This is a genomic window from Brasilonema sennae CENA114 (genome assembly GCF_006968745.1).
GTDB lineage: Bacteria > Cyanobacteriota > Cyanobacteriia > Cyanobacteriales > Nostocaceae > Brasilonema > Brasilonema sennae.
Genome location: NZ_CP030118.1, coordinates 2,334,423 through 2,350,106, shown reverse-complemented (window position 1 = coordinate 2,350,106; position 15,684 = coordinate 2,334,423). Strand labels below are relative to the sequence as shown.

13 protein-coding genes are annotated in these 15,684 nt (G+C 43.9%); 4 read left to right on the top strand and 9 right to left on the bottom strand.

What is annotated here, in order from left to right:
- Positions 1-16 precede the first annotated feature (16 nt).
- The 4 genes from DP114_RS10000 to DP114_RS09985 form a co-directional block, all read right to left on the bottom strand.
- Positions 17-1,090 carry a PstS family phosphate ABC transporter substrate-binding protein gene (locus DP114_RS10000; RefSeq protein WP_171976009.1) on the bottom strand — a complete coding sequence of 358 codons (1,074 nt, stop codon included), beginning with the start codon at positions 1,088-1,090 and terminating at the stop codon, positions 17-19.
- Between the two features lie 26 nt (positions 1,091-1,116).
- Positions 1,117-2,550, bottom strand: coding sequence for a serine/threonine-protein kinase (locus DP114_RS09995; protein ID WP_169267941.1), 1,434 nt, complete (start codon positions 2,548-2,550; stop codon positions 1,117-1,119).
- 624 nt (positions 2,551-3,174) lie between these two features.
- Positions 3,175-4,188: a LysR family transcriptional regulator gene (locus DP114_RS09990; RefSeq protein ID WP_169267942.1), complete on the bottom strand. Its 1,014-nt coding sequence runs from the start codon at positions 4,186-4,188 to the stop codon at positions 3,175-3,177.
- Positions 4,189-4,456: 268 nt separating this feature from the next.
- A complete protein-coding gene (locus tag DP114_RS09985) occupies positions 4,457-5,050 on the bottom strand; it encodes a hypothetical protein (RefSeq protein ID WP_169267943.1) in 594 nt (197 codons plus the stop codon).
- 455 nt (positions 5,051-5,505) lie between these two features.
- Here DP114_RS09985 and DP114_RS09980 point away from each other — a divergent pair, with 455 nt between their 5' ends.
- The 3 genes from DP114_RS09980 (at position 5,506) to DP114_RS09970 (ending at position 9,642) form a co-directional block, all read left to right on the top strand.
- Positions 5,506-6,225 carry an NnrU family protein gene (locus DP114_RS09980; protein ID WP_370460841.1) on the top strand — a complete coding sequence of 240 codons (720 nt, stop codon included), beginning with the start codon at positions 5,506-5,508 and terminating at the stop codon, positions 6,223-6,225.
- A 612-nt stretch (positions 6,226-6,837) separates the two neighbouring features.
- Positions 6,838-7,224, top strand: a complete 387-nt coding sequence (locus DP114_RS09975; RefSeq protein WP_169267945.1) for a thioredoxin family protein — start codon at positions 6,838-6,840, stop codon at positions 7,222-7,224.
- A 312-nt stretch (positions 7,225-7,536) separates the two neighbouring features.
- The gene (locus DP114_RS09970; RefSeq protein ID WP_171976008.1) at positions 7,537-9,642 is read left to right on the top strand and encodes an NAD(P)H-quinone oxidoreductase subunit 5; all 2,106 of its coding nucleotides are present in this window, start codon (positions 7,537-7,539) and stop codon (positions 9,640-9,642) included.
- 251 nt (positions 9,643-9,893) lie between these two features.
- On the opposite strand, the gene DP114_RS09965 is transcribed toward DP114_RS09970, so the two are convergent.
- Positions 9,894-10,040, bottom strand: a complete 147-nt coding sequence (locus DP114_RS09965) for a hypothetical protein (protein WP_169267947.1) — start codon at positions 10,038-10,040, stop codon at positions 9,894-9,896.
- 133 nt (positions 10,041-10,173) lie between these two features.
- Here DP114_RS09965 and DP114_RS09960 point away from each other — a divergent pair, with 133 nt between their 5' ends.
- Positions 10,174-11,745, top strand: coding sequence for an NAD(P)H-quinone oxidoreductase subunit 4 (locus DP114_RS09960; RefSeq protein ID WP_171976007.1), 1,572 nt, complete (start codon positions 10,174-10,176; stop codon positions 11,743-11,745).
- Between the two features lie 59 nt (positions 11,746-11,804).
- Here the strand turns inward: DP114_RS09960 and DP114_RS09955 are convergent, their stop codons facing one another.
- The 4 genes from DP114_RS09955 to DP114_RS09940 all read right to left on the bottom strand — a co-directional run bounded on the left by DP114_RS09955 (position 11,805) and on the right by DP114_RS09940 (position 15,577).
- On the bottom strand, positions 11,805-12,161 hold the full coding sequence (locus DP114_RS09955; RefSeq protein ID WP_169267949.1) for a DOPA 4,5-dioxygenase family protein: 357 nt from the start codon (positions 12,159-12,161) through the stop codon (positions 11,805-11,807).
- 89 nt (positions 12,162-12,250) lie between these two features.
- The gene (locus DP114_RS09950) at positions 12,251-12,583 is read right to left on the bottom strand and encodes a type II toxin-antitoxin system PemK/MazF family toxin (protein WP_171976006.1); all 333 of its coding nucleotides are present in this window, start codon (positions 12,581-12,583) and stop codon (positions 12,251-12,253) included.
- Positions 12,561-12,785: a hypothetical protein gene (locus tag DP114_RS09945; protein ID WP_244838339.1), complete on the bottom strand. Its 225-nt coding sequence runs from the start codon at positions 12,783-12,785 to the stop codon at positions 12,561-12,563. The genes DP114_RS09950 and DP114_RS09945 overlap by 23 nt, the downstream gene beginning before the upstream one ends.
- A 428-nt stretch (positions 12,786-13,213) precedes the next feature.
- Positions 13,214-15,577, bottom strand: coding sequence for an NACHT domain-containing protein (locus tag DP114_RS09940; protein ID WP_171976005.1), 2,364 nt, complete (start codon positions 15,575-15,577; stop codon positions 13,214-13,216).
- Positions 15,578-15,684 lie beyond the last annotated feature (107 nt).

The following is a 15,684-nucleotide window of genomic DNA, read 5'->3' as shown; positions in this document are numbered from 1 at the left end:
CCTGAATTCTTCCATATCACTTAATTCTGACAAATCCAGCCTTTTGAATCAGTTCTTGACCTTGAGGTGTCAGCAGCCAATTTGCATAAGCATCCCCTGCTTGCTGCTCTGTTTGACCATTTTGTTTTAAAATCACAAACAAATTACGGGTAATTGGGTAGTCCCCAGTACGAAATGCCAGAGCATTCAACTGATTCTGCTTGCCGGGACATTCAGACAGAGGTATGAAGGGTTCTTGGTAGGGAGGGACAAATTGCCCCGAAATACGCCCCACTGGTAGGGACTTAACTGTGCATTGGGGCACAACCTCTGGTGCAGAAGCATAGTAAATTCCACCAGGACTCGAAGCCAGTTTTCTCAGAGCTTCAGTAGTCGTACTAACATAACTTACGTTATTACCAAGGTTCTCTTTGTTTAAAATATTTTCGATAAAAAACTCTACTGTACCGCCAGCTTCTTTGCTGCGAGTGTATGGTATAATTGGTAGATCTGAACCACCCACTTCTTGCCAGTTAGTTATCTTGCCAGTGTAAATGTCTTTGATCTGGGAGACAGTTAAACCAGGAATGTTAAGGTTTGGGTTGACGGCGATCGCAATACCATCAATTGCCACTGGAATTTCTTTAAGACTAAATCCTTTCTGTAGTGCTTTTTGGTTTTCTTCACCCTGAATTGAGCGAGAAGATTGAGAAAAAGCGAGTTGATTATCTACCAACATCCGAATACCAGTGCCAGAACCTGGTTTTTCAACAGGAGGTTGAACGTAACGTAAAGTAAACTGAGGGCAGATGCTTTGAAGCAGTGGGTCTAAGTCTCTACGGATAGGTGCCCATGTTGTACTACCACCGTAGTTGAATGTCCCCGTTGGTAGATTTGGTATACTACAACTTGTTGTCGTAGAATTTAGAATAGCAGAGCTATTAGCTGGATTATTATTTACCGAAGGATTGACAACAGGAGTAGAATTAACTTGGTTTGTATTACTTATTTTAGCCCAGCGTTCTATAAGAAACCATAAGCCAGCAAAGGTTAAGCCAAGCGTTATAACGATGGCTAGGAAAAGGCTAAGCGTTTCGTTTTTATCAGACATAAATGGGTATTAGCACCGAATGGTGTTTATAGCAGCAGAGATAACAATTTGTAAATAAGACGAAATAGTGCTGTGGCTGCGATCGCCATTAATGCCGCCGCAACAGACAAAATAATAACTTCCTCAATGGTAAAACCGCCCCGTACCCGTAACAAGAATAAGACAATCCCTAAAGTGATTGCAGGAAAAATTAATAAATCAGATCCTCCAATCCATCGCTTCCATTGGGCATAAATTAACCCTGATAAAATGACACAAGCAGCAGCCAAAGTGATGACTGGCGATGGTAGTATTGTTGAAAGACCAATTGTTATCAATGCTCCTTCAAACCCACTAAACGCTGCTCTAGCTAATAATTTAATTAAAGAAAATTGTTGTTTAACAGGCCCAGTCGCAGAAACGGATTGCTTTTGTACTGGGGGTTGAGTCTGTGTTTGCTGTGATTGTGGTTGTGGGGTGACAGAAGGCTGACGGGGATTTATGTATGTAGAAGGTATATGGTTTTGAGATACATTGAGGGCATCTAGAACCTCCTGCGCCGACTGATAGCGTTGATTAGCCGCGCTTAAAAGCATCTTATCTAAAATATCAGCAAGGTGTGGGCTGACACTCACATGACCCCGCCATTTCCACTGGTTACTATACGCATCGAACAGTTGAGTTATCTCTGTTTCGCCCGTTAATAACATCAGGATTGTCACAGCCAAAGCGTACAAATCTGTAGATGGAAATACTTGACCTCCGGACATTTGTTCGGGGGGAGCAAATCCCATAGAATATATATTAGTGGAAGGAGCAGATGCACCAATGGGAGCGTTTGTAACCAGTTTAACTGCGCCAAAATCTAGCAAGAAAAGTTTGCCATAGCGATCGCGCATGATGTTGGAAGGTTTGATGTCTCTGTGGATAATATTTTTTTGATGAACAAACTTGAGTATTTTGAGAATTTCTTGCAGAATTTCTAAAACTTCTTGTTCTGAATACTTGCCTTTTTGGGCTAATTCTTCCTCTAAGTTTTGTCCGTCAATATATTCTTGTACTAAATAAAAGAACTGGTCTTGCTCTCCTGCTTGTAAGCTGGGAATGATAACTGGAAAGAAAGCGTATAAGTCTGGAATTTGCTCATGTTGGCGTCCAATTTGCTCTAAGACGACTGCCTCTCGTTCAAATAGATCTTGTGCTAGTTGTAATTGAGTTGGACTTAAATCTCCCGCAGGTTGAAACTGCTTCACTACACATTGGCGCATTCCTGGGGTACGGCGATCGCGTGCCAAAAACGCTGCTCCAAATCCGCCTCGTCCTAAAAGCTTTATCGGCAAATAGCGTCCGTCTAACATCAGCGGCATTCCGCAAGCAGTACAGTATTTCTGCTGCACTGTTCTGATGGTCCCATGATCATCTAAATCTGAAAAATAATTTTGTGGGCGGGGGCAGCGTGGACGAGTACAATAAATTTCCATACTCAACACTCAATACTCAAATTCCATACTCAACACTCAATAGTCAATAGTCAAGAGCGCTTAACTAATAAACATCACTTGTGCGCCTCCTGCTGCAGCTGCCCACCACAGCTACAGCGTAAGCATTGCTCTTGTACAGGAGGCACGCGAACAATGGGGGAGCGAGGGGTTTCCTCTGGGGATGAGTCCTCAAGGGGAAGTTTTTCCCCTTGGTTCGCTGGGGATGCCAGTTCCCTCTGTAGGAATTGCCCTATGCTTGCGGCACGCGTGCGCCGTTGCAAGAGCGTCTGGTGGAGGAGATACGGGTATGCCTGTAGCACGTCTAACGGAAGAGCGCCAGTCGGGAGACAAGGACTGCAGCGCGCTTACTCACCTTTCGGGTATCTCTATAGCCCTGCCTTGCCCGCACTCGCGTTCAAAGACGCGCTCGTCCCAAAGGGACACGCGCAAGGGACAAGGGACGGCAGTTGCGGGACTGTCGGAAAACCCGCAAGGACCCACTGCCTCAACGGACAGGTGCCTGACTGTCGGGAAAGCCTACCAAGAGCGCTGCCTCACCCCGGCACTGTCCTCCCCAATGCAGTGCCTCCTAATGACTAATGACCAATGACTAATGACTACATCTTAATCATCGTCGTCAAAATTATGCGCTCCTACATCCACTGTACTAACCATTACGGGTTTGCGTGATGTTTTTAACATTTCTAGATTCCATCCTGGTGCAGTAAACTGGGGTAGAATTTCCCGACTAAACGCTTCTGCTGCCTTAGATCTGTAACGATTAGGATTAAAAACCAGGTTTAGCATCCGCTTGACTATCACACCTTCAATGGGAGCACTGTGTAGCACCCCCATTTGTAACTCTTTAGCTATTGCCGAAGTCGAGACAAAGGCAGCCCCCAAACCGGATTGCACGGCATTTTTTATAGCTTCTATGGAGTTTAGTTCCATTTCGATTTTAAAACGCCGCGTGTCAATGTCACAGCGTGATAGTACTTGGTCAATGACCTTGCGGATAGTAGATTGAGAATCGAGAGCGATGAACTCTAATTTATATAGGTCTTCTCTTTGAATCGTTTCAAGTTTGGCAAAGGGATGGACTACAGGTATAATAAGTGACAGTTCATCTTCGGCATATGGAATAATATCCAAAGATTCCGCGAGTTCACCAGGAATTTCGCCACCGATGATTGCCAAATCCACCTGTCCGTTAGCTACACTCCAAGTGGTTCTGCGGGTGGAGTGCACGTGCAATTGCACTGCCACATCTGGATATTTTTGTCGGAACATCCCAATCATCCGGGGTAAAAGATAGGTGCCGGTGGTTTGAGAAGCACCAATAATCAAAGTACCGCCTTGGAGATTTTGCAAATCCTCAATAGCGCGGCAAGTTTCCTGACACAGGCTGAGGATTTTCTCACCGTAACTCAGAAGTAAATGTCCAGCTTCGGTTAGTTGTGCACGACGTCCTCCACGGTCAAATAATGGAACATCCAGCTGCCGTTCTAGGTTTTGCACTTGCAAGCTAACAGCAGGCTGGGATACATAAAGGCTATCAGCGGCACGCTTGAAGCTTCCTTCTGCGGCGATCGCTTTGAGAATACGTAACTGATCTAAAGTGAAAGGAAGGTCAGACATAAGGCTAAACCCACAAACTTTGAGCATGAGCGGCAGTCTTGTACAAACCAGCGTAAAAAAACTTCACAGCAGGGCACGATTTATTGCATCTTAAATTTGGAGACTTTACTCGAAAAAGACAGTAGCATACCATCTTGACTAAAGTTCTCTTTTCTACAACTAACCCTAATAAGTAGTAGATTTTCTGGAGAATTCTATCTAAACTCCACTCTGGGTTTCAAAAGCTTGAACGCTTTTTTGTTTTCGTTTCAAAATCCAATGCACCCCTCTACGCTTCCCCCTGCAAGGAGAGACTATGATTTTGTTGCCCCGGAATAGAGAGATTTTCAGGGGGTAGGTTGTTACAATAATTTCCGTTTGACTTGCGTCTTGCCGGAGTAACAACGTTTTCATTGCCACATTTTGCCCTCCAACCAAATCTGCACATAGCTGCGATCCACGACTTCCACCACAGTAAACCGTTAATCCAAGGTTCGGGACAACTGTCTTTGTTTGTATGTCCCGCACAAGGATAAGATTGACTGCTACAGTCTGCATCCACTCTTATAGCTGAAGAATTATTCATGACTACTTTATAGTGGATGAAGCCATCTAATTCAGCATACGACCATTTGGACTGGGAGACTTTTGGTTTTTCCAGCGGATGGTCATAAAAAACAGGGGACAGATGACAGGGTTGTGCCCTGTTTTCTATCCTCTGCACCATGCCATTATATATTTTTTTACTGGTTAAATTGGGAAAGATACGCAAGTCCCAAGTCCATTTTTTCAGTTTAATAAAGTTCTTGCCAATGACAACTTCTTTCGTAATATGGTTATTAATATGAGAAGTAAATTGTTTAGCTGTTCCATAAAGTGCCATTAATCTACATTTTATTGAGGGAGTTTTTTTGTGTTTTGCTGTTGTCTGAGTATGGTCATTGCGACTGACTGCTTTGTGCTGTACCTCTTTTTCTGATGTGATCACAGCTAGATACTTTTATAAGCTAATATCTGAGGATACTTTACCATTCTCAAATACCATCGATGCTGTGTCGTTCAAACAAGTTTGTTCAGTCAGATATACTTCCCCTAAGAAATTTTCCTGTTCTCAAGTCCTAATTAACTTCAGCTTGTCAATGATAAGTGGCTTAAGTTCAGATGGTCGCTTTTTGATCAGGTGATTCTATTTTATGGTGCGCGTGTTGGCACTCAACGTGAGTTCATCCAATGCACGTACTGTATGGGGACAGGATATCCTGCAATACGGTTTTTTACATAGTTTGTGGTATTTGTTGTACTAAATTAGGCTTTCTTTAAGTTACTTCATTTGTGTGTATGATGCCGCCGACGTCTTGGTTGACCCTTAGTCATTTTGTCATGCTAGGACTACTATTTGGTTTTGCAATTGTCCATAGTGGAGGCGCAGCCCTGCGCCCGTGGGCAGAAAAGCATATTGGATGTAGACTCTATCGCATTATTTTTGCATTTAGTAGCCTGCCGTTGGCTGTCATATTAATTATTTATTTTTTTAACCACCGCTACGATGGCTTGCAACTTTGGTACGTCCAAAATTTACCTGGAGTCCAGCCATTCGTATGGGTACTCTCAGCTATTTCGTTTTTGTTTTTGTATCCTGCTACTTTCAATCTCCTAGAAATTGCTGCTATCCAAAAGCCTCAGGTACATCTTTTTGAAACAGGAATTATTCGCATTACTCGCCATCCACAGATGGTGGGACAAATTATCTGGTGTGTTGCTCATACCTTGTGGTTGGGTACAAGTTTTACACTTGTCACTTCAATTGGTTTAGTGTTACACCATTTATTCGGAGTATGGCATGGGGATCGCCGTTTAAGCGATCGCTATGGAGAAGCTTATGCTCAAGTAAAACAGCGTACTTCGATCATGCCCTTTGCTGCTATACTTGAGGGCCGTCAATCTATCTTATGGCAGGAATTTTTACGTCCGTCTTATTTGGGGGTTGCTATTTTTGTGCTATTACTTTGGTGGTCACACCCTCTATTGCTCGAAGCTACAAGTAAAATTGAATTATGATTTTAACATAATCGGATTTATCAACAGAAGTTGATGAGATTAAATATTAATTTGATCTCATCCACTGCCACCAAATCAATGTAGGATTAATTGAAGTAGCTGTCAGTGGGGGTGCACTTAGTCGTTTTGATATTTTAAATTTGGTAATTGCTGGTCAATTGCCAAAGTAGGGAAAAACTTGATAATTCGCTATTTTCTTTTCTATAATCAGCCTTAGTTGATAAAATTTAGTGAATAAAACAAGATAGCCAACAGCGACCAATACTTGAGAAAATCCTCAATACTTGTGCGAGAGCGTCTAGTTCCAGCAGCATTGCCACAGGCCATAATGGTACTATTTCTTTTTGCACCAAGCCAAAGAAAACTACCCACGGTTATTATAGGTGTCTGGAGGAAAGTTGTCGCACAGGTCAGGTCAACAGCAGATTGGTGTAAAGATACCCTGACAATAACGACTATAAAACCAAAAAGTTTGAGAGAGTTACCATCTTGAATGTTTTGCCGGCTTCTTTGTCAGTTCTGCAATGGATAATATTTACAAAATCCTGACAATGGACTCCCAAAGCTGACAGTTAGTTTTGATATCAAAACCATATAAATTCCAGAGGCGTCATGGTGTTGTCGGTTAGTGAGCGGACATTTTCTCAAGAAGTTTTAGAATCTTCAATTCCTGTTTTAGTAAATTTTGAAGCACCTTGGTGTGGGTTATGTCGAATTATCCACCCATTATTATTGCAATTTAAAGCTCAATGCGGTGACCAAATTAAACTAGTAGGGGTGAACGCTGATGACAATTTTAAACTCGCCACAAAATATAAACTTAAATCACTGCCAACTTTAGTGTTGATCGAAAATGGCATAGTCTGCCAGCGTTTGGAAAGTTTTCGTGGACGAGAAGATTTACTCTTAGCTTTGGAAGATATGAAAGTCTGTTACACCAACCGCCCTAAAGCTTACCATCGACCAACAACAGCGGATTTAGGTTGTCGTTCTGCGTAAAGAGGGATTATAGTGAACCAGCGCTATGTACCAAGAATATTCACTTCTAGTGACGAGTGGTGCAAGCGCAAAGCGCACGGCTGGCTGCAAGAACGTTATCGGGTTCGTGCGCTCTGCGCATAAGCGCAGGCTAATTACTCATTATCCCTTTGTCCGCTTGTCCTCTTGATTGACTGATGACCAAATCTAAAACCAAACTTAATTACCCCACCCAATAACTATTGTGTGGGGTATTTTATCCTAAAGTGTGTGTGTCACAATTATTAACAGTTCCGACAAATTAGTCAAGAATTCTAAAAGTAGGCGTCAGTGATGGAAGTTATCTATCAGTATGCCTGGCTGATTCCGGTATTACCTCTTCTTGGGGCAATGCTGGTCGGTCTAGGGTTAATCTCGTTGAATCAGGTGACGAACAGCCTGCGACAGCTCAACGCGGCATTTATTATCTCCTTAATGGGACTCGCGATGGCGCTGTCGTTTGCTTTGCTGTGGAGTCAAATTCAAGGACACGCTCCTTACACCCGTACCTTGGAATGGGCAGCAGCAGGCAATTTCCACCTGAACATGGGCTACACTGTTGACCACCTAACAGCCCTGATGCTAGTGGTTGTAACAACCGTAGCCGTTCTAGTCATGGTTTATACGGATGGCTACATGGCTCATGACCCAGGCTATGTCCGGTTTTACGCCTATCTCAGCTTGTTCGGCTCCTCAATGTTGGGTCTGGTGGTTAGCCCCAACTTAGTACAGGTTTATATCTTCTGGGAGCTGGTCGGGATGTGCTCGTACTTGCTGGTCGGCTTCTGGTACGATCGCAAGGCAGCAGCAGATGCTTGTCAAAAGGCATTTGTAACTAACCGCGTGGGTGACTTTGGATTGCTGTTGGGCATTCTGGGGCTTTTCTGGGCAACAGGAAGCTTTGAATTTAATGTGATGGGCGATCGCCTGGCGCAACTTGTCCAAACAGGTGCTGTCAGCAATTTGCTCGCCATCGTGTTGGCGATTCTCGTCTTCCTGGGTCCGGTTGCAAAATCCGCTCAATTCCCCCTGCACGTCTGGTTACCAGATGCAATGGAAGGTCCCACCCCCATCTCCGCCCTCATCCACGCAGCAACAATGGTGGCGGCGGGTGTTTTCTTAATTGCTCGGATGTACCCAGTTTTTGAACACGTTCCAGCAGCAATGAACGTGATTGCCTTCACTGGGGCATTGACAGCATTTTTGGGTGCGACAATTGCCATCACTCAAAACGACATCAAAAAGGGCTTAGCTTACTCCACCATTTCCCAACTCGGTTACATGGTGATGGCAATGGGAGTAGGCGCATACAGCGCTGGACTTTTCCACTTAATGACCCACGCCTACTTTAAGGCGATGCTCTTCCTGGGTTCTGGTTCTGTGATTCACGGTATGGAAGGAGTCGTCGGTCACGATCCCAACTTGGCGCAGGATATGCGGTTGATGGGTGGACTGCGGAAATATATGCCAGTTACGGCAATTACCTTCTTCATTGGTTGTGTCGCAATTTCTGGTATCCCGCCCTTTGCTGGTTTCTGGTCAAAAGATGAAATCTTAGGGAAGGTATTTGCAGTCAACCCACTTCTCTGGGCAATTGGTTGGTTAACCGCCGGAATTACCGCTTTCTACATGTTCCGGATGTATTTCGTTACCTTTGAAGGTAAATTCCGGGGCAATCAAACTAATTTGTGGCAAAAACTCAAATCTCCAGCAGGAATGGGAATTGTTACAGGTTTTGATGCAGCCCCTGCTTTTGGTCCTGGTGCCATGACCAAGGGAGAATTGGAAGCAACTGAGGAACATCACCATGATGACCACAGTCACGGTCACGGTCATGGTCACAGTCAGTATCCTCATGAGTCGCCTTGGACAATGACTCTGCCATTAGCGATTTTGGCAGTTCCTTCTATACTGATTGGTTTGCTTGGGACTCCTTTTGCCAACTATTTTGAGGAGTTTATTTTCCCACCCAGCGAAACTTTAGCCGAAGTCGTAGAAAAAGCGGCTGAATTCAACCCGTCAGAATTTTACATTATGGCAGGTGCTTCAGTTGGGATTTCCTTGATTGGCATTACCTTAGCTTCGTTGACGTATCTGTTGGGTAAAATTAACCCAGTGGCGATCGCAGCAAAAATCCAGCCGCTTTATGAGTTCTCCCTCAACAAATGGTATTTTGATGACATTTACCATCGTGTTTTTGTTGTCGGTTTGCGGCGTTTAGCCAGACAAGTGATGGAAGTTGACTTCCGCGTTGTTGATGGTGCTGTAAATCTCACCGGTTTCTTCACTTTGATCACTGGTGAAGGTCTGAAATACCTAGAAAACGGTCGTGCTCAATTCTATGCCTTAATTATCTTTGGCGCTGTGTTGGGTTTAGTGATTGTTTTTGGTGTAACTTGATAACTGCTCAATAAAATCTAGACAAATCTAGAAATATCCTTTGCAAGTTAGCTGATTACACTCAGGGATAAACGGGAATTTACGCCAGTCGCTAAGGGGGGCTAACCTCCCCCACAGCACTGGCTCCTCTATTCCCTGGTCTTGTGACATCAGGAATTACTTTTAAAGTGTTCCCTAATTAATGTGGCTTAAAACCATATTGGGGATAAACAAGATAAAAACTTACTATTCGCTTTTACAGCGATTTTATCTTAAGTAATTCTACCGTCATTTTCGCGTTGAACTCCAGATAAATCTAGATTTTTGAGCGACTGTTTCAAACCCTGTACAGTGAATAAAGTCAACTCACTCTGTGGCTCTAACTGATAAATGCATACAGAGGATGAAGACAGGGTCATTAGTTTTGCTCTCTTCATCTTTCTTTATTTTTATTAAATAAACCTAACAATGAAGACCAACGCCTGCAAAAACTGCTAGTAAATAGCTAGTAGTTGATAGCCGAACATTATTATTGCTGCCTAACAACTTGCGATGAATACAGCAAATTTTCCTTGGCTGACGACGATTATTCTGTTTCCGATAGCGGCGTCACTGCTGATTCCCTTCATTCCAGATAAAGATGGCAAAACAGTGCGCTGGTATAGCCTGGTCATAGGGCTGTTAGATTTCGCACTGATTGTGACTGCTTTTTATACTGGGTATGATTTCTCCAATCCAGATTTGCAACTCTTTGAGAGTTACAGCTGGCTTCCACAGATCGGTTTGAATTGGTCGGTAGGGGCAGATGGCTTGTCTATGCCCCTGATTATTTTGACTGGATTCATTACCACGCTGGCGATGCTGGCAGCTTGGCCGGTGACACTCAAGCCCAAGCTGTTTTACTTTTTGATATTAGCGATGTATGGCGGTCAGATTGCCGTTTTCGCCGTCCAGGATATGCTGTTGTTTTTCCTGGTGTGGGAACTCGAACTGGTGCCGATATACATTCTGCTTTCGATTTGGGGAGGCAAAAAGCGGCAATACGCAGCGACCAAGTTTATTTTGTACACGGCTGGCGGTTCGCTGTTTATTTTGCTAGCTGGATTAACGATGGCGTTTTCTAGCAATCCCATCACTTTTGATATGCAAACGCTTGCAAATCAAGGTTTCAGCCTCAATCTCCAACTTTGGCTGTACGCGGGCTTCTTGATTGCCTACGCTGTCAAACTCCCGATCTTTCCGTTGCACACTTGGCTACCAGATGCCCACGGAGAAGCGACAGCGCCTGTGCATATGTTGCTAGCAGGTGTTCTGCTGAAAATGGGCGGTTACGCGCTTATTCGCATGAATGCCCAAATGCTTCCTGATGCCCACGCTTATTTTGCCCCGGTGTTAGTGATTTTGGGGATAGTTAATATTATCTACGCTGCCCTGACATCATTTGCCCAGCGCAACTTGAAACGGAAAATTGCCTACTCCTCAATTTCTCACATGGGCTTTGTGGCGATCGGTATTGCTTCCTTCACCGACTTAGGATTGAATGGGGCAATGTTGCAAATGGTGTCCCACGGTTTGATTGGGGCGAGTTTGTTCTTCCTGGTAGGGGCAACATATGACCGTACTCACACCCTCATGTTGGATGAAATGGGCGGTGTTGGTAAGAAAATGAGCAAAATGTTTGCCATGTGGACAACATGTTCTATGGCATCCTTAGCCTTGCCAGGAATGAGCGGTTTCGTTGCTGAGTTGATGGTATTCGTTGGCTTTGCCACCAGCGATGCCTATAACCCCACCTTCAAAGTTATTGTGGTGTTCTTGATGGCAGTTGGGGTGATTCTAACTCCGATTTATTTACTGTCAATGCTGCGGGAGATTTTCTACGGTGAAGAAAACAAAGAATTAGTTTCTCACCAGAAACTCATAGATGCCGAACCCCGCGAAATCTTCATCATCGCCTGCTTGTTAATACCAATTATTGGTATTGGTTTGTATCCTAAGATGCTGACTCAGATGTATGATGCGACAACTGTGCAGCTGACGGCGCGGTTACGCCATTCTGTACCCGCTTTGGCGGATCAAGAAGCGCCAGCGCTATCGTTTAGTGCGCCGGAGATTGGCAATTAGGTTGTTGATTTAAAATCAATATTGCTTAAGGGGCGGGTTTTGTACCTGCTCTTTTTTTATTAGGTTTTTCCAATCTGTTGAAGAAACCCAATATTAAGCTCCAGTTTCTCTCCTAGCCACAGAGCATGTTCCGTATGGTCTTTCACATCATCGCCCGTCTCGGGGTGGATTAAAATATCCAATCCCTCACGATTGAGCATTAACCAGGGAACAACTTTCTCAAACTGATTCGGTAAGAATGCAACTTGATACATCGCCTTTGGATGTGGACCAATGAGTTTATCATGCCAGCGCCCAAGCCGCACCTCAAATCTTTCGCCTAATCCTTCGCGTACACGTTCAGCTACATCACGGCTGGTAGTATCAAAGTAGACATGAGCGTGAAAACCACTGATTTCGATAGTATCTTGTTGCATCGCTCTAAACTCCAATTTTCACCGTGACTGATTTGACTGATTACCTCCATTTTAATGGCTATGCTAATCTAAGCTGTTCAAGCGCTGCGTCACAACAACCCTAACCAGGATCGTAAGGATTGCTCTAACTGCTCGACATCGGAATTCGCCAACTTACCAATCGTTGTCACAATTAAGCTCTCATGTACTGTGTACAAACCTCGCTTGACTGCTGTAAGCACGTTAAGCCCTGCTGCAGCCCAGTCAGAAAGTACAAACTCACCCTCAAGTAACGATCCTGTTTTACTTGTTAGTGGCGTGATGATAATATCTTGAGAAACATGCGGTGCATTAACCACAACTGCAGGTCTTACCTTTGAACTAGACAAATCCGAGAAGGGATACCGAACCAAGATGATATCATTTTTGGAGTAGCTGGGCATAAACATCATCCTCGGCGTTATCCCAAACTGCATCAAGTGATGTTTGGCTAGCTTGAAGCCAAAACTCAGCTTCATCATCAGGAAGAAGTGTTACCAGCACTCTTGTTCCTTCAGGTAGTTCCGCTGATTCCAGCAGTTCAATTTTTCCTTGCCGAACAGTAGCCCAAAGTGTTTTTAACATATTCATCTTATAACTGGTCATGCTTTGATTTTAGGCGTTGATGCTGGATGTGCGATCTGCGCTCCGCGCAGCAGCGAAGCGATCGCCCTTTGACGAATTTCTGTCGATGCAGTCATAGAACACCGGATTAACTCATGCCTAGCTCGATTGTACTAAATGGTATTGATGAAGATGTTCCGGCGGGCTGTGGTGTTTAGTTGAAATCAAAATGGCTTTAAGAGTGGGTTTTGTACCTGCCTTTTTTCATAGCGTGGTTGTCTCATTTTCTTATTCTCTAACAGCACAATCAATATTTAGTTAAGTGGCTCAACATAATTAAATATAAAATGTCATTGCGTTAGCGCAGCGTGCCCTCCGGGCAGTGGAACGAAGTGAAGCGTAGACCCCGGAGGGGGCTTCCCGCAGGGTAGCAATCGCAGGATTTATATTTTAAGTTTTTTTAGGTTGACCTACTTATCTATCAACAACATCCGCTCCTCAATGGCTTCCCAGATTTTGGACGGCACCTCCACAGCTGCTTGTTTACACTCGATAATTAGGGAATTAGCATAAAGATAATTTTCCAGTCTACTGATTTCGTCCCGAGATAAATCAACTTTTTCCTGTGTAAGATTGAAGGCGTTGAGCAAAGATTCTTGGAGAGATTCAGCAAATTTTTGACGTTCTTTCTGTGGCTGTTTCTCATCAAAAATGTGAGATTCTTGTGCTTCGAGTTGCTTAATTAGCTCAGTAGAGTTAAAATTATTAAAAATTTTTAATTTTTCAAGCTCACGAGTGAGATTTATGGCATCGGCGTAGCCGTTGGCGATAGCGTCGGCAATCTCGTAGGGGCCGACGATGCTTAAGTCGAGGGCGTCGAGGTTAGCGTAGACGTTGAAGCCAGCGGTGGCAATGGCGTCGGCGTAGGCGTGCAAGTCGGCGTTGGCGATGGCATCGGCGTAGGTGTTCACGTAGGTGTTGGCGTAGTCGTAGTCGTAGGTGTTCTCGTAGTCGTAGCCGTAGGTGTTGGCGTAAGTGTTCGTGTGGGCGATGGCAAGCGCCAACGCACGTTTGCCCACTGGATTAACATCTCCGGCCGACCCAGCTGTGACTTCATCTGCCCAGCGTAATAGTTCTTGCAATTTAGGTGTGTTAATGTACTTTTGCGCTTCCTTTTGCATTAACAACAACATATCACCTGCATTCTCACCCTTCAAATCTGCCACCAGCAAAAATACTTCTCGCCAGCGTTCATCTGTGAGGTGTTCTGTAACCAAGTTCTCAACTTGCTGATAATCAATAATGTATTGGGCAGTTAAATATTCCTGAAATGTCAGATGCGAGAAAGAGTAAATGCCCTGCGCTCGTTCAATGAATAATCCATGCTGCGCCTCTATCGCTTTTAGCACCTGTTTACTGTCCTCAGTTGAAATATCCTTGAGATACTCAGCGATGTATCTTTGAAATTCATTTTCTTCAAACAACACAAATTGCTCTTGCTCAAACTTACGATGAGCCACGTAACTTAAAAGTTTTTGCTTTTCTTGAGGTAACAACTTTCGGTAACGTTCACTGCCAAATTCCCGGTTGATTCCCCTTTGTTCATCCCACTGCTGCAATAACAAATTGAGTCCTCTTGTATACAATTGAGAACGCCTAGAGGGTAAATCTTTCAACTCACTGAAAACCCAGCAAGTCAAACTCAGCAGGATGGGGGTGACGGCTAGGTCAGCTATTTGCTTATTTTGGCGTAGCTTTTCTATGAAATCTTCTTTTAGCTTTTCCCCCTCCTCAGATGTCTGAACTGATGTCGCAAACCAGTTTTGAGCAAAGTTTTCGACTTGCTCTTTATTGAAATCAGCAACCTCAACGTAATCGAATGTTGGTAAAGTATATTCTGTTGTTTGCGTCCGGCAAGTCAGGATAAAGCGATTTTTGTAATAGTCGTGGGAAAACTCAGAAATATGGTTTTGGACATCTCGTCGCGACTGACTAGGCACTTCATCCAAACCATCCAGTAAAATTAAGACTTTACCCTGCTTCAAGATTTGTTTGGTTTGCTCCTCATCAGATAAATCAAATTCTCCATGAATGTATTTCAGTAGGTCGAACTGACTGGCGGTTTTGATGGATCTCAGTTCAATCAAAATCGGGATGAGATCAGGCTGAAACTGCCCCTTGCAACAGTCAACAGCCAAGTGTCGTAAAAATGTGCTTTTGCCTGATCCTGGTTTACCCAACACCATCAATCTGGGATATTTGTTTGCAATTTCAAATCCAGGCGATCGCTTTCCACGCTGTCCCAATCCAAAGCGGTTAAAGTCATCTCGTAAGTTTGAGTCTTTCAGCAGTTCAGGAATAGTGGCAAAACACACACTAGAAAGCTTCTCCAACACGTAGACATCCACGTAAAGCTTGTCTACATCAATCTGCTGGAGATTCAACAAGCGAATTTTGCTGTAGAGGTGTTGGATTTTATCGCAGCAGTGCTGTCTCACCTGCTGCATCAATTCATTAATATCAGAAATTTTCTCAGAACTCTTTTCCTGGTTCTTTGTCTCAGGCTGGGATTGGTTTTTTGGGGCTGACTCTGCAATGATTTCTTGCCATTCCAGTTCTAGCGCTTTACAAATACCAATGAAGTATGGTTTATCAACTGTCTTACCAGTAAAAAACTTATGAATTGGCTGGAGAGTGATGCCTTTATTTTTACTGTTATTCGTTGTGCTTACATCGGCTGCTAACCTTTCCCGACTTCCCTGAAACTTTGTGTTCAGCGCGGAATTTGCTTTTATGATACCTGCTTGGGATGCTTTGAGCGATCGCCCCACCATACCTCAACCACAAGATTTGTCATCATTTTAGCGTTTACACACAAAAGTCATATTGAACTCATTCCAAACTCATAGTGAATGAAAGCCTTGCTCAGACTGAACTTTAG

Coding starts and splice junctions, on each gene's coding strand:
- DP114_RS10000 (WP_171976009.1), bottom strand. CDS start 1,090: ATGTCTGATAAAAACGAAACGCTTAGCCTTTTCCTAGCCATCGTTATA.
- DP114_RS09995 (WP_169267941.1), bottom strand. CDS start 2,550: ATGGAAATTTATTGTACTCGTCCACGCTGCCCCCGCCCACAAAATTAT.
- DP114_RS09990 (WP_169267942.1), bottom strand. CDS start 4,188: ATGTCTGACCTTCCTTTCACTTTAGATCAGTTACGTATTCTCAAAGCG.
- DP114_RS09985 (WP_169267943.1), bottom strand. CDS start 5,050: ATGGCACTTTATGGAACAGCTAAACAATTTACTTCTCATATTAATAAC.
- DP114_RS09980 (WP_370460841.1), top strand. CDS start 5,506: ATGATGCCGCCGACGTCTTGGTTGACCCTTAGTCATTTTGTCATGCTA.
- DP114_RS09975 (WP_169267945.1), top strand. CDS start 6,838: ATGGTGTTGTCGGTTAGTGAGCGGACATTTTCTCAAGAAGTTTTAGAA.
- DP114_RS09970 (WP_171976008.1), top strand. CDS start 7,537: ATGGAAGTTATCTATCAGTATGCCTGGCTGATTCCGGTATTACCTCTT.
- DP114_RS09965 (WP_169267947.1), bottom strand. CDS start 10,040: ATGACCCTGTCTTCATCCTCTGTATGCATTTATCAGTTAGAGCCACAG.
- DP114_RS09960 (WP_171976007.1), top strand. CDS start 10,174: ATGAATACAGCAAATTTTCCTTGGCTGACGACGATTATTCTGTTTCCG.
- DP114_RS09955 (WP_169267949.1), bottom strand. CDS start 12,161: ATGCAACAAGATACTATCGAAATCAGTGGTTTTCACGCTCATGTCTAC.
- DP114_RS09950 (WP_171976006.1), bottom strand. CDS start 12,583: ATGCCCAGCTACTCCAAAAATGATATCATCTTGGTTCGGTATCCCTTC.
- DP114_RS09945 (WP_244838339.1), bottom strand. CDS start 12,785: ATGACCAGTTATAAGATGAATATGTTAAAAACACTTTGGGCTACTGTT.
- DP114_RS09940 (WP_171976005.1), bottom strand. CDS start 15,577: ATGGTGGGGCGATCGCTCAAAGCATCCCAAGCAGGTATCATAAAAGCA.